The sequence below is a fragment of the Novosphingobium sp. FG137 genome (assembly GCF_057809735.1).
On sequence record NZ_JBMDKN010000007.1, the window covers coordinates 1 to 22,006 of the forward strand.

General features: G+C 66.3%; 24 protein-coding genes. 13 read left to right on the forward strand and 11 right to left on the reverse strand.

The window, feature by feature from the left end; all coding sequences use genetic code 11:
- Positions 1–43 precede the first annotated feature (43 nt).
- The gene (gene dnaK / locus ACODS2_RS18130) at positions 44–1,951 is read right to left on the reverse strand and encodes a molecular chaperone DnaK (RefSeq protein ID WP_421838585.1); all 1,908 of its coding nucleotides are present in this window, start codon (positions 1,949–1,951) and stop codon (positions 44–46) included.
- Positions 1,952–2,122: 171 nt separating this feature from the next.
- Here dnaK and ACODS2_RS18135 point away from each other — a divergent pair, with 171 nt between their 5' ends.
- Entirely contained in the window at positions 2,123–2,671 is a 549-nt protein-coding gene (locus ACODS2_RS18135; protein WP_489000080.1) for a copper chaperone PCu(A)C, read from the forward strand.
- A gap of 59 nt (positions 2,672–2,730) precedes the next feature.
- A complete protein-coding gene (locus ACODS2_RS18140; protein ID WP_489000264.1) occupies positions 2,731–3,165 on the forward strand; it encodes a vgr related protein in 435 nt (144 codons plus the stop codon).
- A 20-nt stretch (positions 3,166–3,185) separates the two neighbouring features.
- Here ACODS2_RS18140 and ACODS2_RS18145 read toward each other — a convergent pair whose 3' ends face one another.
- Positions 3,186–3,443 (reverse strand): YMGG-like glycine zipper-containing protein, encoded by a 258-nt coding sequence (locus ACODS2_RS18145; protein WP_489000081.1) that lies wholly within the window; start codon positions 3,441–3,443, stop codon positions 3,186–3,188.
- A 157-nt stretch (positions 3,444–3,600) separates the two neighbouring features.
- Here ACODS2_RS18145 and ACODS2_RS18150 point away from each other — a divergent pair, with 157 nt between their 5' ends.
- On the forward strand, positions 3,601–4,269 hold the full coding sequence (locus ACODS2_RS18150; RefSeq protein WP_489000082.1) for a cysteine hydrolase family protein: 669 nt from the start codon (positions 3,601–3,603) through the stop codon (positions 4,267–4,269).
- A gap of 134 nt (positions 4,270–4,403) precedes the next feature.
- On the opposite strand, the gene ACODS2_RS18155 is transcribed toward ACODS2_RS18150, so the two are convergent.
- Positions 4,404–4,967 carry a nucleotide exchange factor GrpE gene (locus ACODS2_RS18155; RefSeq protein ID WP_489000083.1) on the reverse strand — a complete coding sequence of 188 codons (564 nt, stop codon included), beginning with the start codon at positions 4,965–4,967 and terminating at the stop codon, positions 4,404–4,406.
- A complete protein-coding gene (gene hrcA, locus ACODS2_RS18160; protein WP_489000084.1) occupies positions 4,964–6,028 on the reverse strand; it encodes a heat-inducible transcriptional repressor HrcA in 1,065 nt (354 codons plus the stop codon). Before hrcA ends, ACODS2_RS18155 begins: the two co-directional genes overlap by 4 nt.
- Before the next feature lie 128 nt (positions 6,029–6,156).
- Between hrcA and rph the strand changes: the two genes are divergently transcribed.
- Entirely contained in the window at positions 6,157–6,873 is a 717-nt protein-coding gene (gene rph, locus ACODS2_RS18165; protein ID WP_489000085.1) for a ribonuclease PH, read from the forward strand.
- 121 nt (positions 6,874–6,994) lie between these two features.
- A complete protein-coding gene (gene rdgB / locus ACODS2_RS18170) occupies positions 6,995–7,624 on the forward strand; it encodes an RdgB/HAM1 family non-canonical purine NTP pyrophosphatase (RefSeq protein WP_489000086.1) in 630 nt (209 codons plus the stop codon).
- Here rdgB and ACODS2_RS18175 read toward each other — a convergent pair.
- On the reverse strand, positions 7,569–8,171 hold the full coding sequence (locus tag ACODS2_RS18175) for a CAP domain-containing protein (RefSeq protein ID WP_489000087.1): 603 nt from the start codon (positions 8,169–8,171) through the stop codon (positions 7,569–7,571). The genes rdgB and ACODS2_RS18175 overlap by 56 nt on opposite strands.
- A 107-nt stretch (positions 8,172–8,278) precedes the next feature.
- Here ACODS2_RS18175 and hemW point away from each other — a divergent pair, with 107 nt between their 5' ends.
- Both hemW and ACODS2_RS18185 read left to right on the forward strand, forming a co-directional pair.
- On the forward strand, positions 8,279–9,430 hold the full coding sequence (gene hemW, locus ACODS2_RS18180; RefSeq protein WP_489000088.1) for a radical SAM family heme chaperone HemW: 1,152 nt from the start codon (positions 8,279–8,281) through the stop codon (positions 9,428–9,430).
- Entirely contained in the window at positions 9,427–10,320 is an 894-nt protein-coding gene (locus tag ACODS2_RS18185) for a tyrosine recombinase XerC (protein WP_489000089.1), read from the forward strand. Before hemW ends, ACODS2_RS18185 begins: the two co-directional genes overlap by 4 nt.
- Positions 10,321–10,329: 9 nt before the next feature.
- Here ACODS2_RS18185 and ACODS2_RS18190 read toward each other — a convergent pair whose 3' ends face one another.
- The 3 genes from ACODS2_RS18190 to ACODS2_RS18200 form a co-directional block, all read right to left on the reverse strand.
- Positions 10,330–11,652, reverse strand: a complete 1,323-nt coding sequence (locus tag ACODS2_RS18190; protein ID WP_489000265.1) for a sensor histidine kinase — start codon at positions 11,650–11,652, stop codon at positions 10,330–10,332.
- A gap of 116 nt (positions 11,653–11,768) precedes the next feature.
- Positions 11,769–12,446, reverse strand: coding sequence for a response regulator transcription factor (locus ACODS2_RS18195; protein WP_147160025.1), 678 nt, complete (start codon positions 12,444–12,446; stop codon positions 11,769–11,771).
- A 133-nt stretch (positions 12,447–12,579) separates the two neighbouring features.
- Positions 12,580–12,882, reverse strand: coding sequence for a PepSY domain-containing protein (locus ACODS2_RS18200; RefSeq protein ID WP_421838601.1), 303 nt, complete (start codon positions 12,880–12,882; stop codon positions 12,580–12,582).
- 165 nt (positions 12,883–13,047) lie between these two features.
- Between ACODS2_RS18200 and ACODS2_RS18205 the strand changes: the two genes are divergently transcribed.
- Positions 13,048–14,841, forward strand: a complete 1,794-nt coding sequence (locus ACODS2_RS18205; RefSeq protein WP_489000090.1) for an ABC-F family ATP-binding cassette domain-containing protein — start codon at positions 13,048–13,050, stop codon at positions 14,839–14,841.
- Here the strand turns inward: ACODS2_RS18205 and ACODS2_RS18210 are convergent.
- Complete coding sequence (locus ACODS2_RS18210) at positions 14,838–15,206, reverse strand: hypothetical protein (protein ID WP_489000091.1); 369 nt, start codon at positions 15,204–15,206, stop codon at positions 14,838–14,840. The genes ACODS2_RS18205 and ACODS2_RS18210 overlap by 4 nt on opposite strands.
- Positions 15,207–15,319: 113 nt before the next feature.
- Between ACODS2_RS18210 and ACODS2_RS18215 the strand changes: the two genes are divergently transcribed.
- The 3 genes from ACODS2_RS18215 to ACODS2_RS18225 are packed head-to-tail and all read left to right on the forward strand — an operon-like array spanning position 15,320 to position 17,674.
- Complete coding sequence (locus ACODS2_RS18215; RefSeq protein WP_489000092.1) at positions 15,320–16,042, forward strand: prolipoprotein diacylglyceryl transferase family protein; 723 nt, start codon at positions 15,320–15,322, stop codon at positions 16,040–16,042.
- Positions 16,014–17,438 (forward strand): radical SAM protein, encoded by a 1,425-nt coding sequence (locus ACODS2_RS18220; protein ID WP_489000093.1) that lies wholly within the window; start codon positions 16,014–16,016, stop codon positions 17,436–17,438. Before ACODS2_RS18215 ends, ACODS2_RS18220 begins: the two co-directional genes overlap by 29 nt.
- Entirely contained in the window at positions 17,435–17,674 is a 240-nt protein-coding gene (locus ACODS2_RS18225) for a hypothetical protein (RefSeq protein ID WP_489000094.1), read from the forward strand. The genes ACODS2_RS18220 and ACODS2_RS18225 overlap by 4 nt, the downstream gene beginning before the upstream one ends.
- Before the next feature lie 8 nt (positions 17,675–17,682).
- On the opposite strand, the gene ACODS2_RS18230 is transcribed toward ACODS2_RS18225, so the two are convergent.
- Entirely contained in the window at positions 17,683–19,497 is a 1,815-nt protein-coding gene (locus tag ACODS2_RS18230) for a DUF885 domain-containing protein (RefSeq protein ID WP_489000095.1), read from the reverse strand.
- A gap of 91 nt (positions 19,498–19,588) precedes the next feature.
- On the reverse strand, positions 19,589–20,074 hold the full coding sequence (locus tag ACODS2_RS18235) for a DUF6456 domain-containing protein (RefSeq protein WP_489000096.1): 486 nt from the start codon (positions 20,072–20,074) through the stop codon (positions 19,589–19,591).
- Between the two features lie 135 nt (positions 20,075–20,209).
- Between ACODS2_RS18235 and ACODS2_RS18240 the strand changes: the two genes are divergently transcribed.
- On the forward strand, positions 20,210–20,779 hold the full coding sequence (locus ACODS2_RS18240; protein WP_489000097.1) for a helix-turn-helix domain-containing protein: 570 nt from the start codon (positions 20,210–20,212) through the stop codon (positions 20,777–20,779).
- 17 nt (positions 20,780–20,796) lie between these two features.
- Positions 20,797–22,002, forward strand: coding sequence for a glycosyltransferase (locus ACODS2_RS18245; RefSeq protein ID WP_489000098.1), 1,206 nt, complete (start codon positions 20,797–20,799; stop codon positions 22,000–22,002).
- The last annotated feature ends 4 nt before the right edge of the window (positions 22,003–22,006 follow it).

Here is a 22,006-nt window from a genome sequence, read left to right on the forward strand (position 1 = left end):
GCCTGCACCCGAAAGGCAGGCGGCGGGCCGACTTAACGCAACATCACTTGGTGTCGTCGACTTCCGAGAACTCGGCGTCCACCACGTCCTCAGCGTCCTTCGGAGCCTCGGCCGAAGGCGAAGAAGCAGCGGCCTGCTCCTTCTCGTAGATCGCCTGGCCCATCTTCATCGCCTTATCGGTGAGCGCCTGGGTCTTGGCGTTCATGTCGGCCGGATCGCCGCCTTCGATCGCCGTCTTGGTTTCCGCAATCGCGGCCTCGATCTCGGCCTTCAGCGCCGCGTCGATCTTGTCGCCATTCTCCTCAAGCTGCCGCTCGGTCGCGTGGACAAGGCTGTCAGCGTTGTTGCGCGCCTCGGCCGCCTCGCGGCGCTTCTTGTCCTCTTCGGCAAACTTTTCGGCATCGCGCACCATCTGCTCGATGTCGTTGTCCGAAAGCCCGCCCGAGGCCTGGATGCGGATCTGCTGTTCCTTGCCGGTGCCCTTGTCCTTGGCGCTGACGTTCACGATACCGTTGGCGTCGATGTCGAACGTCACCTCGATCTGCGGCACACCGCGCCGCGCCGGCGGAATGCCGACGAGGTCGAACTGGCCGAGCAGCTTGTTGTCCTGCGCCATCTCGCGCTCGCCCTGGAACACGCGGATCGTCACCGCCTGCTGGTTGTCCTCGGCAGTCGAGTAGACCTGGCTCTTCTTGGTCGGGATCGTGGTGTTGCGGTCGATCATCTTGGTCATGATGCCGCCCAGCGTTTCGATCCCCAACGAAAGCGGGGTCACGTCGAGCAGCAGCACGTCCTTCACATCGCCCTGCAGCACGCCGGCCTGGATCGCCGCGCCCATGGCGACGACTTCGTCCGGGTTCACGCCGGTGTGCGGATCCTTGCCGAAGAACTCCTTCACGATTTCACGCACGCGCGGCATGCGGGTCATGCCGCCGACGAGCACGACATCGTCGATGTCCTTGGCGGTGAGGCCGGCATCGGCAATCGCCTTGCGGCACGGCTCCAGCGTGCGCTGGATCAGGCCCGAGACAAGCTTTTCAAGGTCAGACCGCGTGACGTTTTCCACCAGATGCAGCGGGGTGGTGCTGCCACCTTCCATGCGCGCGGTGATGAAGGGCAGGTTGATCTCGGTCGTCTGCGCGCTCGAAAGCTCGATCTTGGCCTTTTCGGCCGCTTCCTTGAGCCGCTGCAGCGCAAGCTTGTCGGTGCGGAGATCCATGTTCTCCTTGGCCTTGAACTTATCCGCAAGGTACTCGACCAGCACGTTGTCGAAGTCTTCACCGCCGAGGAACGTGTCACCGTTGGTGGACTTCACCTCGAACACGCCGTCGCCGATTTCCAGCACGGAGATGTCGAACGTGCCGCCGCCAAGGTCGTAGACCGCGATGGTCTTGCCGTCCTGCTTGTCGAGGCCATAGGCCAGCGCGGCCGCAGTCGGCTCGTTGATGATGCGCAGCACTTCAAGGCCCGCAATCTGGCCGGCGTCCTTGGTCGCCTGGCGCTGCGCGTCGTTGAAGTAGGCCGGCACGGTGATGACTGCCTGCGTCACGGTCTCGCCAAGATAGCTCTCGGCAGTTTCCTTCATCTTCTGCAGGATGAAGGCCGAAATCTGCGAGGGGCTGTAGTCCTCACCGCCCGCCTTGACCCACGCGTCGCCGTTCTTGCCCTTGACGATGCCATAGGGAACCAGCGCCATGTCCTTCTGGGTCATGGGATCTTCGAAGCGGCGGCCGATCAGGCGCTTCACCGCGAAAATGGTGTTGTCAGGATTGGTCACGGCCTGGCGCTTGGCCGGCTGCCCGATCAGGCGCTCACCATCCTTGGTGAAAGCAACGATCGAGGGCGTCGTGCGCGCGCCTTCCGAATTCTCGATCACCTTCGATGTGCCGCCGTCCATCACCGCAACGCAGCTGTTGGTCGTGCCGAGGTCGATACCGATAACTTTAGCCATGGTGTTCCTGTTTCCTTGCCCACTAGACGCCGCGCTTGAAGCGCCCCCCGAACCGGGCGAGCCTTCGTCTATGCAGCTCTGACAGAGGGCGATATAGGTCGCCTTCGTCCCGGGACAAGGCCCAGCAGCGCGCCTATGTACCATCTCGTTTCAAGACTGGAGAGAGCTTCGATGCCCCCTATCCGTTCCGCCGCCCTTGCCGCTGCCGCCGCCGCGAGCCTGCTAGCGCTGGCAGCCTGCAGCGGCAATGCGCCCGATGCTGCCGCAACGGCTTCGGCTAGCGCCGCTCCCGGCTCCGCGCCGGACCCCTTGGCGCCCGACAATGCGCCAAACGTCAGCGTGATCGAACCGGTCATCAAGCTGCCCGCCGTGCCCGGCAATCCCGGGGTGCTTTATTTCACGATCCAGCAAACTGCGGGCAAGGCCAACACGCTCGTGGCCGTCCATGTCGACGGTGCCGGGCGCGCCGAAATGCACGAAAGCAAGACCGAGAACGGCGTATCGTCGATGGCCCCTGTCAGCTCGGTCAGCTTCAGCGAAAAGCAGCCCGCCGAATTCAAGGCTGGCGGCTATCATGTGATGCTGTTCGATCTCGCCAGCACCGTGAAGGCGGGCAAGGACGTGGAAGTCACCTTCACGCTCGCCAATGGCGACAAGGTGAGCACTTTCGCGAAAGTTGAGGAAACCGGCGCGATGGAAGGCATGATGGATCACATGTGACCCTGCCGCACAGGGTTCCTCCCGGCGGCGAACGTCCGCTCACGCCGGGCGAACGGGCCATGGCGGAAAGCGTTTTCGGCAGCGCCTTGGATCTCGCACCCGTGCGGATCCGGCGCCGCCGGTTTTTCCCGTTCCAGCCGCGCGGCACCGTGATGGCACCGATGGGGCACGTCCATTTCCACCCGGCAAGCCCGCACTACCGCGACGATTTCGCGCAGGCCCCGCTCGGTCTGCAGGGCCTCTTCATCCACGAACTCGTGCATGTCTGGCAGACGCAGCAGCGCGGCCGGTTCTACCTGCCGCTGATGCGCCACCCGTTCTGCCGCTATGGCTACCGCTTCGATCCGGCGCGGCCCTTCACAGCCTACGGCATCGAGCAGCAGGCCGAGCTTGTCGCCCACGCCTTCCTCGCAGCGAGGGGCGCGCCCCATGCAGCGGCCCCTTCGCTTGCCGCGCTGCAAACCGTGCTGCCGTTCGCGGTCAGGTCTGCCTGACCGGGAACGGCAGCAGCCCGTCAGCAGCGAACCTGGTATTCATAGCCATCGCGATCGCGGCGATAGCAGCGGCCGTGCTTCTTGATCAGCGAACCGCCTACCGCGCCAGCCGCCGCACCGATCGCCGCGCCGGTGCCGACATCGCCGCCTGTTGCGCCGCCGATAACAGCACCGCCCGCAGCGCCCAGCAGCGCCCCTTCGGCGCCGTAATTCCTTGCACAGCCGACAAGCGAGAGTGCCGCCACGGCCACTATGGGAAGCATGATCTTGCGTTTCATCGTCCAGACTCCTTGTGGCCCCCGGATGCTTGTCCCTGCTCAGGCACAAACGCGCATCCCGCCGCCGGGTTCCGCCACGCGAAAGGTCCGCTGCCCCGCTCTGGCGCAAACCCGCGCCGCCATGGCACGTTTGCCGAGCAGAAAAAGGACCGCGCCGATGCCGCATGCCGTAGACACCCACGCCATCCTCGATGCCGTCGCCGCTGCGCGCGGTGGCGTGCGCAATGTGTTCGATGATATCGACCCGAAGCGCCTCGCCCACATCTGCGTCGATATGCAGAACGGCTTTCTGGAAGAAGGTTCACCGGTCGAAGTGCCGATGGCCCGAGAGATCGTCGGCAACGTGAACCGGATCAGCGCCGCCGTCCGCGCGGGCGGCGGGCTCAACGTGTTCCTGCGCTTCACCACGCCCGATGCAGCGAGCTGGTCGGTCTTCGTCCGCCGTCTGGGTTCAGGCGCAGCGGCCCACCGCGCCGCCTTCACGCCGGGCGCGCACTATCACGATTTCTGGCCCACGCTCGATGTTGAGCCCGGTGACGCCGTGGTCGACAAGCACCGCTTCAGTGGCTTCACCCCCGGCACCAGCGATCTGGACGCCGTGCTCAAGGCGCGCGGCATCGATACCGTGCTGATTACCGGCACGCTCACCAACTGCTGCTGCGAAAGCACCGCGCGCGATGCCATGCAGTTCAACTACCGCGTGCTGTTCGCTGGCGATGCCAACGCCGCGCTGACCGACACCGAACACGCCGCCACGCTCCACAGCATGGCGTTCGTGTTCGCCGATCTTTACGATACGGATGAGGTGGTGGCGCTGCTGGGCTGAATTTGCCCCCTATCCCTGCACCCAAACCCGCTCATGCTGAGCTTGTCGAAGCATCATGCACGACGGCTGCGCAAGTACCCTTCGACAAGCTCAGGGTGAGCGGATGTGGGCGGCATTGTCGGATGCGAAACCCCTCAATCCGGCTTCTTCGCCACCGCAACCATCGCCGCGCGCAGCAGGCGGTCCTTGATCATGTAGCCGGCCTGCAGTTCCTGCAGCACGGTGCCCGGCTCCACATCAGCAGAGGGGATTTCCAGCATGGCCTGATGCTGGTGCGGATCGAGCGGCAGGCCCTTGGCGGCGATGCGGCTGATCCCGTGGCTGGCAAAGACCTTCTCGATCTCGCGCCCCGTGGCCTCGAGCCCGGCGACAAGGTTCTTCATCTTGTCGTCCGCGCGCAGTTCTGCAGGGATCGATTCGAGCGCGCGCGAAAGGTTGTCCGCCACCGAAAGGATGTCGCGCGCAAAGGCCGTTGCAGCATAGGCGCGCGCGTCAGCCATTTCCTTTTCCATGCGGCGGCGCACGTTCTGCGTCTCGGCCTTGGCATAGAGCACGTCCTGCTTCGCCGCCTCGAGATCGCCCTTCAGCGCTTCCACGAGTTCGCCCAGGCCATCGCCGCCTTCGGTCAGTTCGGAAGGCACGCCTTCAAGTTCAGCTGCCACTTCTGCATCCGTCGGGCGCGTGTCGTTGTCAGTCATTTTCGCGTAAATCCGTCCTGCGTGATGATCCTGCTCAGAGATTGAGCCGTGAAATCAACCATGGGGACAACCCGCGCATAATTCAACCGCGTCGGCCCGATAACTCCCACCACACCGACGACGCGCCCCTCCCCGTCACGCCATGGCGCGGCAATCACCGAAGAGCCCGAAAGCGAGAACAGCCGGTTCTCGCTGCCGATGAAAATGCGTGCACTGTCCGCCTCGCGCGCGGCATCGAGCACGCCCGCAATCGCCTCCGCGCTTTCCAATTCATCGAGGAGTTGCCGCACCCGCTCGATATCGCCCAGTGCCGCTTCGTCGAGCAGATTGGCCTGCCCGCGCACCACCAGCACAGGCCGCTGCGCCGCATCGCGGCTCCACACCGCCAGCCCCCGCTCAACTAGCGCCGCGCTCGCCGCATCGAGCGCCGAGCGCCCACCCGCGATTTCCGCGCGGATCGCGTTCAAGGCATCGGCCAGCGTCCGCCCGGCCATGCGCGCCGTCAGGTAATTGCCCGCCTGCTCCAGCGTCGAGGCACTCGTCATCCCCGGCAGATCGATCACCCGGTTCTCGACAGCGCCGTCATCCCCCACCAGCACCACCAGCGCCCGCGCCGGCCCCAGCGGCACGAAGGAAATCTGCGCCAGCCGCATTTCCCGGTGCGGCACCATCACCACGCCTGCCCCGGCCGAGAGATCGGACAAGGCCAAGCTCGCCGCCGCCAGCGCCGCCTCGATCGTGCCGCCCTCGGCCAGCCCCCGCTCGATCTGCGCGCGCTCCGCCGCCGAAGGCTCAGCCGCCTGCATGATGCCATCAACGAAGAGCCTGAGGCCCACCTCGGTCGGCATCCGCCCCGCGCTGGTGTGCGGCGCCGCGAGGAGCCCTGCATCCTGCAATTCCTGCAGAACCGATCGGATCGAGGCAGAAGAAAGCCCCACCGCTCCGCTCCCCGCGAGGGTGCGCGAGCCGACGGGAAGCCCGCTGGCGATATAGCCCTCGACCACCAGCCGGAAGATTTCACGGGCGCGGAGCGAGAGTTCAGAAAGTCCGGGTCCTGCCATGGCCCCTATCTAGGACAGTTCATCCCACCGTGAAAGGCATCGCATCCCCCGTCTTTTCGTGCCGCGGGGCCTTTCATTCCGCCGCGCGCGGGCTAAAGGCAGCGCAAACTTCAACCAAAGGAATTCCCATGCGTCCCTCAGGCCGCGCCGCAGACGAAATGCGCGCCATCACGATCGAAACCGGTTTCACCAAGCACGCCGAAGGTTCGGTGCTGATCGGCTTCGGCGATACCAAGGTGCTGGTCACCGCCTCGGTCGAAGAACGCGTGCCGCCGTTCATGCGCGGCAAGGGCGAAGGCTGGGTCACGGCGGAATACTCGATGCTCCCCCGCGCCACCCACACCCGCGGCAGCCGCGAGGCAGCGAAGGGCAAGCAATCGGGCCGCACGCAGGAAATCCAGCGCCTGATCGGGCGTTCCTTGCGCGCCGTCACCGATATGAAGAAGCTGGGCGAACGCCAGATCACCTTGGATTGCGACGTGATCCAGGCCGATGGCGGCACCCGCACAGCCTCGATCTCCGGCGCGTGGATCGCGCTGCGCCTTGCCGTGCAGGGGCTGATGGACAGCGGCGCGATCAAGGAAGACCCGCTGACCCGCAAGGTCGCCGCGATCTCCTGCGGCATCCATCAGGGCACACCGGTGCTCGATCTCGATTATATCGAGGACAGCTCTGCCGATGCCGACGCCAACTTCGTGCTGATCGAGGGCGGCCATATCGCCGAAGTCCAGGCCACTGCCGAAGGCGCGACCTATGACGAGGAAGGCCTGCTGCGCCTCCTGCGCCTCGCCCGCATCGGCTGCACGGAAATCTTCGCCGCCCAGGCCCGCGCCGTCGGCCAATGACATTCTACCCCCACCTACCCTCGTCATCCCCGCGCAGGCGGGGATCCAGAGCCCAAGGCGCAGCGTCAGCCGCTCTGGATTCCCGCCTGCGCGGGAATGACGAAAAGTTGGGGGCAAGACCATGACCCGCCTGCTAGCGCCCGGAAAACTCGTCATCGCCACCCACAACGCGGGCAAGCTGCGCGAGATCCGGGCGCTGCTGGAACCCTATGGCATGGACTGCCTCTCGGCGGGCGAACTCGGCCTGCCCGAACCCGCCGAAACCGGCACCACCTTCGCCGAAAACGCGCTGATCAAGGCCCACGCCTCTGCCAGCGCCTCGGGCCTGCCTGCATTGGCCGATGATTCCGGCCTCTGCGTCGCTGCGCTCGGCGGCGCTCCCGGCGTCTACACCGCCGATTGGGCCGAAGCCGCGCCCTACGAAGGCGGTCCGGGCCGCGATTGGTACATGGCGATGGGCAAGGTCGAGGGCAAACTTGCAGAGCTCGGCCCCGATACCCCGCGCGATTGCTGGTTTGCCTGCGTCCTCGCGCTCGCCTGGCCCGATGGCCGCGAGGCGGTGTTCGAAGGCCGCGCCACAGGCACGCTCACCTGGCCTCCGCGCGGCACGATGGGCTTCGGCTACGATCCGGTGTTCGTGCCCACTGGCGATACGCGCACTTTCGCCGAGCTCGATCCGGCCGAAAAGCACCGTATCAGCCACCGCGCCGACGCTTTTTCGAAGCTGGTTTCGTCGGCTTTGACGGACTGACGGCCGCCGGAGCGACCGGCGCGGCAGTGACGGGAGCGGTAGCGGGGGCAGCAGCAGCCTTGTAGTCATAGGCTTGCTGCCCAATGACATTCCCAGCAGGGAAATAGCGGCACACCAGATAGTCGTTCTGCCGGTTGCTGGCGATCGCACAGCCCACTTCGCGCGTATCCTTCCACACGATCTGCGTATAGTGCCCCACATCTTCCCAGCGTCCTGTGGTCGAGACATCGGGAAACTTGCGCCGCTTGAAGAGCTTTCCCTCGTCGATGAAGAAGCCGATCATTTCTTCCGGGGTGTAATCATCCTTCGTGCCGGTCCAGAGGTTTTCCCCCTCCCCGCCATCGGCACCGACCGGCGCGTGCTCGAACATGTCGGACACGGCGAGCGTCTGCGCCCACTTTTTCGCATGCTCTGCCAGCTTGGCGCTCCAGACGAGCGGCTTCACCCGCAGCCGCAGTCGCTCGGCATTCTGCACAGCAAGCAGCCGCGGCCCCACCGTCTCGACAGGCGTCACGGTCACCTGCGCCGCTGCCGGCTGCACGGCCATCACGGCAGCAAGAATAGTGATCGCAAGTGCTCGACTGCCCCACATATGCGCTTTCCCCAAGGCTTTGGCCCTTGACTTTACCCGCCCGACTCAGGCTGGAAAGATGCATGGCCTTCGCCCTTTATATCCACTGGCCATTCTGCCTCGCCAAGTGCCCATACTGCGACTTCAATAGCCATGTACGAGAGGGCATCGACGTCGAGGAATGGCAGCGCGCGTTGCTTGCCGACATGGCCCATGAGGCGGCGCTGACGGGTGGCCGCGATCTTACCTCGATCTTCTTCGGCGGCGGCACCCCGTCGCTCATGCCCCCTGCGCTGGTGGCCACACTGATCGAGGCCGCAGGCCGCCACTGGCGCTTTGCCGAGGACATCGAGATCACGCTGGAGGCCAATCCCTCCTCGGTCGAGGCGGCCAGGTTCGCCGGGCTGGCCGAGGCCGGGATCAACCGCGTCTCGCTCGGCCTGCAGGCGCTGGACGATGCCGCGCTGGTGTTCCTCGGCCGGCTCCACAATGCCGCCGAAGGCCTCGCCGCTCTCGATGTGGCGCAGCGCCATTTCCGCCGCGTGAGCTTCGATCTGATCTATGCCCGGCCCGATCACACGCCCGCGCTGTGGGAGGCCGAACTTGCCCGCGCGCTGTCCTTCGGCACGGGTCATCTCTCGCTCTACCAGCTCACGATCGAGCCCGGCACGCGCTTCGCCACGCTGGTGCGCGAGGGGCGCTTCACCCCGCTGGATGATGACATGGCGGGCGATCTCTTCGCCCTGACCCGCGAGCGCACGCTGGCCGCCGGCCTTCCGGCCTACGAGATCAGCAACCACGCCCGCCCGGGTGAGGAAAGCCGCCATAACCTCGTCTACTGGCGCTATCAGGACTATGCGGGGATCGGCCCCGGCGCACATGGCCGGCGCGGCGGCTTCGCCACGGTGCGCCACCGTAAGCCTGAAAACTTCCTCAAGGCCGTCAGCGCCCAGCACCACGGCATCTCCGAAATTCGCGAACTTGGCATCCGCGAGCAGGCCGCCGAAGCGCTCCTTATGGGCCTGCGCCTCGACGAAGGCATCGCGCCAGCCGCGCTGGCCCAGCGCTTCGGCCTTCCCGAAACCGATCTGATCGATCCTGCCAAGCGCGCATTCTACACCGCGCAAGGCCTGCTCAACGAACGGGCCGACCGCCTGATCGTGACCGATGCGGGCATGCCGCTGCTCGATGGCCTGCTGGCGGAACTTGTCCCCGCCGGACTCGTGGCAGCATGAGCGCCCCCGATCTGCTCGAAGCCTGGCGCGATCACCTCGCGCTCGCCCGCCGCCGCTCGCCGCACACCGTGCGCGCCTATGTCGCGACCGCCGCGCGCTTGCTTGCCACATTGCCCACGCCGCATGACTGGCCAACGCTGGCAAGGCTCGAAGTCGGCGATGTGCGCACACAACTGGCGGCCCGCCGCGCCGATGGCATCGGCAACGTGTCTGCCGCACGCGAGCTATCCGCCCTCAAGGCCTTCCTCGCCTTCGCCCGGACGCAAGTCGGCGGCGCGGATGCCCCGCCGCCACGCCTGCGCGGCCCCCGGATCAAGAAGGGCCTGCCCCGCCCCGTCACCCCGGATGACGCAGTGAATCTCGCCGCGATGGTCGAAGGCGAAGGCAGCGAACCGTGGATCGGCGCGCGCGACCGCGCGGTTCTCCTCCTGCTCTACGGCGCAGGCCTGCGCATTGCGGAAGCGCTGTCGCTCACCGCCGCCGCGCTGCCGCTGGCCGATGTACTGACCGTGACGGGCAAGGGCGGCCGCCAGCGCGTCGTCCCCATCCTGCCCATCGTGAAAGCGGCGGTGGAGGACTATGCGGCCAAGGTCCCCTTCCCGCTCGCGCGTAGCGAGCCGCTGTTCCGGGGTGCCAAGGGCGGCCCGCTCGCCCAGGCCATGATCCAGCGCGCCGTCGCCCGCGCACGCACCGTGCTAGGCCTGCCCGCCACGGCCACCCCTCATGCCCTGCGCCACAGCTTCGCGACGCATCTCCTTGGCGCGGGCGCGGACCTCAGAAGCCTGCAGGAACTCCTCGGCCACGCCAGCCTGTCCTCGACGCAGATCTACACCAAGGTCGATGCGGCAACGCTACTCGACGTCTACCGAAATGCGCATCCGCGGGCCTGAGCCTGCCGCCTACTTCCCACCCGATCTTGGCAGCCGCAGCACCGCCATCAACCCGCCGAGATCCTCGCTCTCGCCCAGCGTGATCGATCCGCCATAAAGCTCGGCCACATCGCGCACGATCGCAAGGCCGAGCCCGGTGCCGGGCTTGCCGGTATCGAGCCGCGCGCCGCGCGCAAACAGCTTGTCCTTGGCCTCATCCGGGATGCCCATCCCGTCGTCCTCGATCCAGATCTCGCAAGTCTTGGGATCATCCGGCACCGCATCGATCGTCACGAAGACCGAGCCGCCGCCATACTTGGCCGCGTTCTCGATCAGGTTGCCGAGGATTTCGTCGAGGTCCTGCCGCTCGATCGCGACGCTGGCCTCGCGGTTGCCGTCCATATCGAAGCGCACCTGCGGATAGAGCCGCACGACCGCGCGCTCCACCGCTTCGGCACTCTCACCCACGCTGGCGCGCGAAAGCCCCGTCGCGCGGCGGCCCACGGCACGAGCGCGGGCGAGGTGGTGATCGACCTGCCGGCGCATCACCGCCGCCTCGCGGATCACCGTGTCCGAAAGGTCATCCGCCTTCGCCGTCGCCGCGTTCATCACCACCGTCAGCGGGGTCTTGAGTGCATGCGCGAGGTTGCCGGCATGGGTGCGTGCCTCTTCCGCCTGACGCTCGGAATGCGCGAGCAGCGCGTTGATTTCCTCCACCAGCGGCTGGACTTCCAGCGGCAACGGCTCATCCACCCGCCGCGCCTGTCCCTCGCGCATGTCGGCAATCGCACGGCGAACCCGGCGCAGCGGGCCAAGGCCGTAATAGGTCTGCAGCGCCGCCATGGCGATCAGCCCCAGCCCCAGCACCACGAACGACCAGATCAGGATCGCCCTGATCCGCCGAATCTGCGCGTCGAGATCGCTGCGGCTGGCCGCCACGGCAAACTGCCAGTTGATCTGGCTACCCGGCAGGATGACCGAGCGTTCGATGATGCGCAGCCGTTCCTCGCCGAACTGCTCACTATCATAGACATGCGGATTGCCGTCGAAGTGATCGCCCTTGAGCTTGAGCGTGCGGTCCCACAGCGAGCGCGAGGGGAAATCCTCGTGCCCCTTGCCGCTGATCTGCCAGTAAAGGCCGCTGTTGGGCTCGAGGAAGCGCTGGTCACCCAGTGCCCGGTTGAAAAACACTTCGCCGTCCGGCCCGATCTCCGCCGAGCCCACCATGGCAGTGAGCATATAGCCCAGCTGGTCGTCGAAATTGCGGGTGGCAAGCCCGGTCATCGTCCGGTCGAGCGCCAGACCGCCGCCAAGCAGCAGCACCGAAATCCACGCGACCGCGATCAGCAGCATGCGCCGCGAAAGCGATCCCGTGTGGGGCGCCGTGGCAGTCTGCACCTCAGGCGCCGCAGCAGCAGTTTCCCCGGGGGCAATCACGCTGTGTTCCACGCCGTGCGCCCCTTGGTCTTTCAGCCGCGCCCGCCGTGCGCCGGATCGTCGAGGCTGTAGCCAAGCCCGCGGATGGTGGTGATCACATCAGGCCCCAGCTTCTTGCGGATGCGCGTCACGAACACTTCGATCGTGTTGGAATCGCGGTCGAAATCCTGATCGTAGATATGTTCGATCAGCTCGGTGCGGCTTACCACCTTGCCCTTGTGGTGGAGCAGGTAGGAGAGCAGCTTGTATTCCTGCGCCGTCAGCTTCACCGGCTCGCCATCCAGCGTCACCCGGCCCGAACGCGTATCGAGCCGCACGCCGCCAGCGATCAGTTCCGACGAGGAATTGCCCGAAGCGCGGCGGATCAGCGCGCGCAGGCGGGCGATCAGTTCCTCGCTCTGGAACGGCTTGGCGAGATAGTCGTCTGCTCCGGCATCGAGACCCGCCACCTTGTCGGACCAGCTGTCGCGCGCGGTCAGCACCAGCACGGGGAACTTGCGCCCCTCCTTGCGCCACATGCCCAGCACCGTCAGCCCGTCGATCTCCGGCAGGCCCAGATCGAGAATTACCGCGTCATAGTCCTCGGTCGAGCCCATGAAATGGCCGTCCTCGCCATCGACCGAAAGATCGACTGCATAGCCGTTGGCTTCGAGCGTGGACTTGAGCTGCTTGCCGAGGGTCGGTTCATCCTCGACGATCAGAATGCGCATCGTTTGCCCCTTGCTGTACCCGCTGCGGGCGGGACCTCTATTGGTCCGATGTGATGGAGCGACAAACCTGAACGGTCAAGGAACGGGGCGTTTTGCCTGCCGCAAGGCTGGGGGAATCGCAAGGCTGGGGGAATCAGTGCGATTCGCCCAGGATCTGCCCCGTGCGCGCGTCGACATCCACAAACACGACCCGCCCGTCCTGAATGAACTTGAGCCGATAGGCCATCGCGGTCGGATCGTACTCGGGGCCGAGGTACTGCATGCCCCGCTTGGTCGGCAGCACCCGCGCCTCGATCTCGCGCAGCGAACGCACGTTGCCGTTGCGCAGATCGAGCCGCGCCTCGCGCTGTTCGTCAGCGCGGCGCTGCTGCGCATCGGCCGCAGGGGCGAGCGAAACGAGGAGGCCAAGGGCGAAGATTGCTGAAGTTGCGCGCATGATGCGAAGCGCCATAACCTGCGGCCTTTGAATAGCTTGTGAACGCGCGGGCGGGGTCCCCACCCCGCAAACCGCTTCCCTGTAGGGTCACTATGGCAGATCAGGCGAGCGAGTGCCAAGCTGATACTGGACCGCGCCGCGCCGCGCCGCTAAGCGCGGCCCATCATGGCAGCAGCACCAATCCTCAGCTGGGAAGGCCTCGGTCTCAACCAGGGCACAAGCTGGCTGTTCCGCGATCTCGATATTCAGATCGGCCCGCGCGACCGGCTTGCCCTCATCGGCCGCAACGGCGCGGGGAAAACCACGCTGCTCAAGCTGCTTTCGGGCGAAGTGGAAGGCGACAAGGGCACCCGCTCGGTCCAGCCGGGCACCCGCGTCGTCACGCTGGAGCAGGACCCGTTCTTCACCGGCTATGAAACCCTCATGGACTTCGCGCTTTCGGGCAAGGACGCCCCGCCGCGCCACGAAGTCGAATCCATCGCCGGGCAGCTCGGCATTGATCTCAGCCGCAAGGCCGACAGCGCCTCGGGCGGTGAACGCCGCCGCGCCGCGCTGGCCCGCGCGCTCGCCAGTGAGCCCGATCTGCTGCTGCTGGACGAGCCGACCAACCACCTCGATCTCGCCGCCATCGAATGGCTCGAATCCTGGCTCCAGCGCTACAACGGCGCCTTCGTCGTCATCAGCCACGACCGCACGTTCCTTGAGCGCCTGACCAAGGCCACGCTGTGGCTCGATCGCGGTTCGCTCCGCCGCCGCGAAATCGGCTTCGGCGGCTATGAAGCGTGGATGGAAGCCGTCTACGCCGAAGAGGCCCGCGCTGCGGACAAGCTCGACGCCAAGCTCAAGATCGAAGCCCACTGGCTCGAACGCGGCGTCACCGCGCGTCGCAAGCGCAACATGGGCCGCCTTGAAAAGCTCTGGGAAATGCGGGCCACCCGCGCCGCGATGCTCAGCCCGCAAGGCGCGGCCAAGCTCACCCTCGCCAGCGACGATGCCAAGAGCAAAGCAGTCATCGTCGCGGACAAGATCACCAAGCGCTTTGGCGACCGGGTGATCGTCAAGGACTTCTCCCTGCGGATCACCCGCAAGGACCGCATCGGCCTGGTCGGCGCGAACGGCGCAGGGAAAACCACGCTCCTGAAGCTCCTCACCGGCGAACTGGAGCCCGATAGCGGCACCGTCACGCTTGCGAAAACGCTCACCCCCGTCGTGATCGACCAGCAGCGCAGCCTGATGTCGCCCGAAAAGCGCATCCGCGATGTGGTGGCCGAAGGCAGCGACTGGATCGAAGTGCAGGGGGTGCGCAAGCACATCCACGGCTATCTCAAGGACTTCCTGTTCGATCCCGGCATGGTCGAAGCGCGCGTCGGCACGCTCTCGGGCGGCGAACGCTCGCGGCTCCTCCTCGCGCGCGAATTTGCCCGCCCCTCGAACCTCCTCGTGCTCGACGAGCCGACCAACGACCTCGATCTCGAAACGCTCGACCTCCTGCAGGAAGTGATTTCGGACTACGACGGCACCGTCCTCATCGTCAGCCACGACCGCGATTTCCTTGATCGCACGGTCACGATCACGCTTGGCATGGATGGCTCAGGCAAAGTCGATGTCGTCGCGGGCGGCTATGCCGATTGGGAAAAGCAGCGCAAACAGCGCCTCGCCGGCAAGCCCGTGGCGCGCGAAACGGCCGACAAACCCGCCGCTGCGCCGCCGCCCCCCCCGCCGCCCAAAAAGGCCAAGCTCACCTACAAGGACCAGCGCGACTACGAAATTCTGCCGGATCGCATCGCCGAACTGGAAAAGGCCATCGCCCGCGACGAAGCCACGCTGGCCGATCCAGACCTCTACACGAAGAACCCCACCCGCTTCGCCGCCCTCACCGCCGCGCTGGACAAGGCGCGCGCCGAAAAGGACGCTGCGGAAGTGCGCTGGCTCGAACTGGCGGAGATGGTGGAGGGTTAGCCAAACGCCCAATGCAGGATGGCGAAACCGAACAGCGCCGCGACCATCCAGTGCAAGGCTGTAAACTTAACGGTGTGGATCCAGATCCCGTCTTCTGCGACCATACCGGTTTCAAACCCAACGTTGGCGGGATTTACCCCGATCTCACGGGAAATGGCCTTGGCAAATCGATCCCAAACATCAGGCCTTGCAGCCTCCTCGGCCGGAAGTTCTCGCAGAAGCGCCGCATATACATCGCCAACTGTGTTCCAGTTGCCCGCATCCGAATAGTCGAGCTTCACGCCAAAGGTCTGCTCGACGTGGGTGATCGCGCCAATCTCATCGCCGTCAGCGCCAAGGCCCAGACTGGGGAGTTTTTCGCTCATTCCGAGATGATTGGCCGCACGGAGAAACAAGTCAACAATGCGCCCGTCGCTCCGGAACGAGCGCCCAAAGCTCGCCCTCCACCCCCTCCTGAAACCATGTTACCTCCCCCCATGTGATCCACATCCCCACCTCCCCCTGGTTCCACTATCTCGGCGATCTATCCGCCTGGCTCATAGCCTTCCTCGGCGCGCGGTGGGTCTATCGGCGGCGCCGCGCCAGTGTCGAAACCCTCGCCCGGCAGACCGCGCCGGACTATTTCATCAGCCTCGCACTTGGCGCGACGGCAGGAGCGTGGCTGCTGGGCTCGATCAACACGCTGCAACAGGCGCGGCCCACGCTTTCGCACTCGGTCGCCGGAGCGCTCGCGGGGGCCATCATTGCTGTCGAGTTGTGGAAATGGGTGCGCGGTGTGCGCGGATCGACCGGCGGGCCTTTCGTCATTCCGCTCACGCTCGGCATCATGGTCGGGCGCCTCGGCTGCCTGTTCGCGGGCCTTGCCGATCACACCTATGGCATCCCCACCAGCCTGCCCTGGGGCGTCGATCTGGGTGACGGCATCCCGCGCCATCCAGTGCAGGTCTACGAATCGCTGGCGATGCTCGGCTTCCTCATCGTCTTCTGGCACGCCCTCGTCCGCGAACGCGTGTGGGCAACGCGGCACGGCTTCCACGCCTTTGTTCTGTTCTATGCCGTGCAGCGATTTGCGTGGGAGTTCCTGAAGCCCTATCCCAAGGTGCTCGGCCCGCTGAACGTGTTCAACTTCGCCATGATCGGACTGATCCTTTATGCCCTCGTCTGGATCGCACGTGGAAACGACCGTCCTGCCACCGCCTGAGCGCAAGGCGGCACTCTATATCTTCCACAGCCAGACCACGAGCCTGTGCGAGACCTGCCTCGAACTCGTCCCCGCCAAGGTGATTATCGAGGAAGGCCGCGTCTACTACCTCAAGCGCTGCGCGGCCCATGGCGTCCAGAAAACGCTGATCAGCGACGAACTCGCCTACTGGCGCGGCCAGAAGGACTGGCTCAAGCCCGGCGACCGCCCGCTCACCGCACAGACCCGCACCGAGGCCGGCTGCCCCTTCGATTGCGGCCTCTGCCCCGATCATGAACAGCACAGCTGCCTCGCCATCGTCGAGATCAATTCGGCCTGCAATCTCGCCTGCCCGGTCTGCTTCGCCGATGCCGAGAATGTCCATGGCGCGCATCTGCCGCTGAGCGTGATCGAGGGCATGCTCGATGCACTTGTCGAAAGCGAGGGCGAGCCCGATCTCGTCCAGCTTTCGGGCGGCGAACCCACGATCCACCCGCAGTTCTTCGAAGTGCTCGATGCGGTGAAGCGCCGCCCGATCCGCCACGTGATGATCAACACCAACGGCGTGCGCATCGCGCAGGACCCGGCGTTCGTGGAACGCCTCGCCAGCTACGCGCCCCGCCTCGAAGTCTATCTCCAGTTCGACAGCCTGAACGACGAGGCGCTGGTCAACTTGCGCGGCGCCCGCCTCTCGCGCGTCCGCCAGGCCGCGCTCGAAGCACTGGAGCGCGTCGGCCTTTCGACCACGCTCGTCGCGGTCGTGAAGCGCGGGGTGAATGACGGCGAGATCGCGGCCATCGTCAACCACGCGCTCGAATGGAAATGCGTGCGCGGCGTCACGTTCCAGCCGGTGCAGGATGCCGGGCGCAATGAAGGCTTCGATGGCAAGGCCAACCGCATGCTGATCACCCAGATCCGGCGCGAAGTGGTGAAGGCCGGCGTCTTCGCGGCGGAGGACATGATCCCGCTGCCGTGCAATCCCGATCAGATCTGCATCGGCTACGGCCTGCGCGACGGTCGCTCGGTCACCCCGATCACCTCGCTGCTGCCGCGCGAAGTGCTGCTGAACGGGCCGAACACGATCAGCTACGAAGCCTACCCTGCGCTGCGCGAGGCGATGCTGAACCTGTTCAGCCTCGCCACCACGCAGTGCAACACCGAGGAAAAGCTTGCGGGCGTGCTATGCTGCCTTCCGCAGGCGCTGGTGCCGGAAGACCTCGGCTATGCCAACAGCTTCCGCGTCGTGATCCTGCAGTTCCTTGATCGCTACAACTTCGATCTGGCAACGGTGAAGCGCAGCTGCGTCCACTTCGTCACGCCCGATCGGCAGATCATCCCCTTCGATACCTACAACACGTTCTACCGCCCCGGCGCCGAGGGCGCGCCGGTGCTTGCCCGCGCCCGGAGGACATCATGAAGCGCCTGTTCGGCGGCCTGCTGCTCGCGGCCGGTATCATGATCATGCTCACCAGCGGGCTGTGCACACTCGTGGTGATTGGCATCGGTGCGTCCGAGGTGGCGAGAGACCCGACCGTCCTCGTCGCACTCTATCTTCCACTCATAGTGGGCGGCGTCCCCTTCGCCATAGGCTTCGGCCTTTACAAATGGGGACGCTCACTGCTGCGGCAACCTGAAGATCATGACGTCTTCTGAAGGCCCCCTCACCCCGCCGCCAATCGCTCCGCAGTCCGCTCCTCAATCCGCTTCTCAAGCATGAACAGCGGCATCGTGCCCTCTTCCAAAATCCCATGGAACCACGGCAGGCTGAACTTGTCCCCCAGCGCCGCCTGCGCCTTCGTGCGCGCCGCGACCCACGCGGTATGGCCGATCTTGTAGCTGCACGCCTGCCCGATCAGCACGCAATAGCGCTCCACCTCGCGCTGGCTGCGCGCCTGCGCGAAGCCGGTGGTCGCGACCATATAGGCGGTCGCCTTCTCGCGGCTCCAGCGGTAGTGGTGAATACCGGTATCGACCACCAGCCGCGCCGCGCGAAACAGGAACGATTGGAGATACCCGGCGCGCTCCAGCGCCGAATACCCGCCCAGTTCATCCGCCAGCTGCTCGGCATAGAGCGCCCAGCCCTCGCCGTGCGCCGAAAGGAAATAGTCCTTGAGATACAAAGGCAGCGCGCCGCCCTTCTGCGCATAGCCGCCCTGCAGGTGGTGCCCCGGAATGCCCTCGTGATAGGTCAGCGAAGGCAGCGAATAGCGCGGCCAGTCGCCCACGGACTTGAGGTTGATCCAGTAGATCGCCGGTCGCGAGCCATCGAGGCTGGCGCTGTAGTAATAGCCGTTCGAAGCCCCGTCCTGAATCTCCACCGGCACGCGGCGGATTTCGAGCGGCTCGCTAGGATAGTTCGCAAAGGCCTGCGGCAGCTTCTTCGCCATTGCCGCAATCCCGGCGTTGAGCGAGGCAATCAGGTCGCTGCGCCCCGCATCGCTATCGGGATAGAGCTGGTCCGGCGCATGGTTCAGCGCCGTCAGCCGCTCGCCCACCGTGCCCTTGGTATAGCCCGCCGCCTTCAGGATCGCATCGAGCTTACCGGTAATATCGGCCACCTGCTCGAGCCCGATCTTGTGGACTTCCTCCGGGCTCAGCTTGGTCGTCGTCGCCTCCGCCAGCGCCGCCGCATAGATTGCATCGCCGCCGCGCACGCGCCACGCGCCGTCGCCCGCCGGGGTCCTGAGGCGCAGCGCCTTGATCAGCGCAATCTGCCGGTCGAGCGCGGGATAAACGTCGCCGCCGACAATCTTCGCCGCCTGCGCCGCCCAATCGCCGGGCATGGCCTTGGAGGTGGTACGGCGCGACAAGGAAAGCACCAGCGAGCTCGCCTCCGGCGCAGCGCTGCGCAGCTTGGCGAGCTGGCCCAGCGCCAGATCGAGCGACCAGCGCGGCGCGATCACCCCGCGCCCCGCCAGCCGCTTCTGGCCCAGCGTGTCCTCATCCAGCGCAAAGGCAAACGCCCGCAGCCGCGCGAGATAGGCCTCGGCATCGGCGGCGGTTTCCACCGGATGCTGGCTGTCGAGCATGTCCGGCACTTCGAAGTAGATGCCCTGCTGCTGCGTGATCGGATAGGGCTGCTGCACGCTCTCGATCCCGAAGGGCACACCGGCCAGCCGCCGCTCGAACATATAGGCCAGGATATCGCGCTGCCGCTGCACGGCGGGGCTGAGGCTGGCGGGATCGACGCCGCGCATCGCGGCAAGCCCGGCGCGGTCGAACGCCTGCGTCGCCGCCCGGCCCGCCTCGCTCTTGTCATCCAGCCGCGAACGCAGTGCCGCGCGCACGCCGGTATCGAGGCCGAGCCCGGTCGCATGGTTCGGCGTCAGCAGCAGGTTGTTGTAGAACAGGCGGTCAGCCAGCGCCGCAAAGGCGGCATCGCCGGGCGCGGCACCCGCGGCAGCGAAGGCCTGCGCTGGCAGCCAAGCCGTCAACGCAGCGGTCGCTGCACCGGCGAGAAATTCACGTCTTTCCATGGACTAGGCTCCCGCAGATCGGAAAGCCTGTCCGCTCGCACATTCCCTCGCAGGGAAGCAAGACACCCCCCAGGGCGAGCGGGGGAAATCCTCACGACCCACCGTAAAATCCCGCCACCCGGTCGAGCGCCAGCTCCAGAACCAGCTTGCCGCTGCGCGCAGGCCAGGCCAGCGCCTTTTCCGCAGCAGGCACGCCCTCGCCCGCGCAGACCACGCGCCAGAGAATGTCCGAGAGCCCCGGTCCCGCTGCCGCGATCGCGCCATCAAAGCGGCGGCGTGCGGCGAGCTGCCGCTCGCTCTGGGTCAAGCCCGGCTCGCCCCCCGCAATGCGCACCGGGTCCCAGCGCATCGTCACCGAGGGCGCGAGTTCGGCGCGCTCCCAGTCGGCGCGCAGCCGCTCGCCTGCCGCAAATTGCCGGTCATTGAGATGGCCCCGCGCATGAAGCCAGGTCAGCGGCGATTCGGCGAGATTGACCTTCACACTGCGCACCGCCGCGCGCCCGGAACCGGGCCGCACCCCGTCCACGCGCCGCGGCCCTTCCTCGGTCAGTTCACGCTCGACCAGAACCTGCGCCATGCCACCTCTCCCTTTGAACAAAATAGGAACATGCGCTGTCTTGCCGGAGAGTGATGCCTGTAGGAAAGCACAAAACTTGCCGCAGCGCACAAAAGCTGTAAAAGCATGCATGAGGCCGCTGAAAGTGCCCCGATAATGATCAACCGCATCCGCGATATCCGCCGTCAAAAGGGCCTCACCTTGGCCGATGTCGCCGCGCGCTGTGCGCCGCCGACAACTGCGCAAACCATCGGCAGGCTGGAAACGGGCATGCGCTCGCTGTCGCTCGGCTGGATGAACCGCATCGCCGCCGCGCTCGATGTCGATCCGCAGTTGCTGGTCAAGGCCGAGGTGGAGAGCGAACCTCAGATCATCGCCCGCCTCGCAGCGACCGGTGCTGAGGCGCTGACCAAGCCCATGTCGGCGGTTTTCCCGGTCGGTCCCGGCTCCGCCCAGCTTGTCGTGATGACCGTGGAAGCGAGCGCCGGCGAATACCGCGCAGGCGATCAGGTCTGGCTGCGGCAAGTGGTACCCGATGAATTCGGCCGCGCGCTCAACCGCGATGTGCTCGCCCCCCGCCCCGGCGGCCGTTTCGCATTCGGCCGCATGATCGATCGCGATGGTGATCGTGTCGCGTTGCTCCCGCCCGGTGTTGGCCAGCGGCAGGTGGTGATCGATCATCCCGCCTGGATCGGCGTTGCCGAACTGCTCGTCCGCTCGCTCTGACATTCCGCGATTTGCCGGTGAAGCGCCGCCTGCTGTCGATTTCGACGCTGTATCCTGCCCCGACCCGCCCGGGCTTCGGCCGCTTCGTCGCGCGCCAGATGGAGGCGCTCGCCGCGCGAGGGGATTGGGATGTCACCGTGATTAACCCGATCGGCCTGCCCCCGTCGCCGTTCAGCGCGCTGGGCCGCTACAAGCCGCTCGCGGCGATCCCCCCGGCTGAATCCGGCGGGCGCGTCACCGTCCACTATCCGCGGTTCCTGCTGGTCCCCGGGCTTTCCGGCCGTTTCAATCCCTGGGCCATCACCCGCGCGGTCCTGCCGCTGGCGCGAAAGCTCCACCGAGAAGCGCCGTTCGACCTTGTCGATGCACAGTTCTTCTACCCCGATGGCCCCGCAGCCGCCGATGTCGCTGCCGCGCTTGGCCTCCCCCACGCGATCAAGGCGCGCGGTTCGGATATCCATCTCTGGGGGGACCGCCCCGCCGCGCTCCTCCAGATGCGCCGCGCCGCCCACAGCGCTGCGGCCGTGCTGGCCGTGTCCGGCGCTCTCGCGCATGATATGGACGCGCTGCATCTCGCCCCGCCCGGCGGTATCACGGTGCATTACACCGGCCTGGACCGCGTACGCTTCCAGCCGCTGCCCCGCAGCGAGGCGCGCGCGCAGCTTGCGGCCAGCCTCCCCACCCTAACGCTGCGTTCCACAGACCGCCTCGCCGTCTGCGTCGGCGCGCTGATCGCGATCAAGGGCCAGGCCCTCGCGATCGAAGCGCTCACCAGCCTGCCTGGTGATATCCAACTCGCGCTCGCCGGCACCGGCGCAGACGAGGCCGCGCTGCGCGCCCGCGCCGCCGCGCATGGCGTTTCCAGCCGGGTGCATTTCCTCGGCGCCGTCAGCCACGATACGCTGCCCGTGCTGCTCAGCGCCGCCGATGTCATGGTCCTGCCTTCGGAGCGCGAGGGCCTTGCCAATGCCTGGATCGAGGCGCTCGCCTGCGGCACGCCGCTCGTCATCCCGCCGATTGGCGGCGCGCCCGAAGTGCTGGACCGCCCCGCCGCTGGCCGCCTCGCCGAGCGCACGCCCGCCGCAATCGCCACCGCCATCTCGGAAATCCTCGCCGCACCGCCAGCGCAAACAGACGTCGCCGAGAGCGCCGCCCGGTTCAGCTGGGATGCGAATGCGGCAGCGCTTGCGGGAATCTACGAAAGGGCCGTATCAGGCCGCTAAGGTT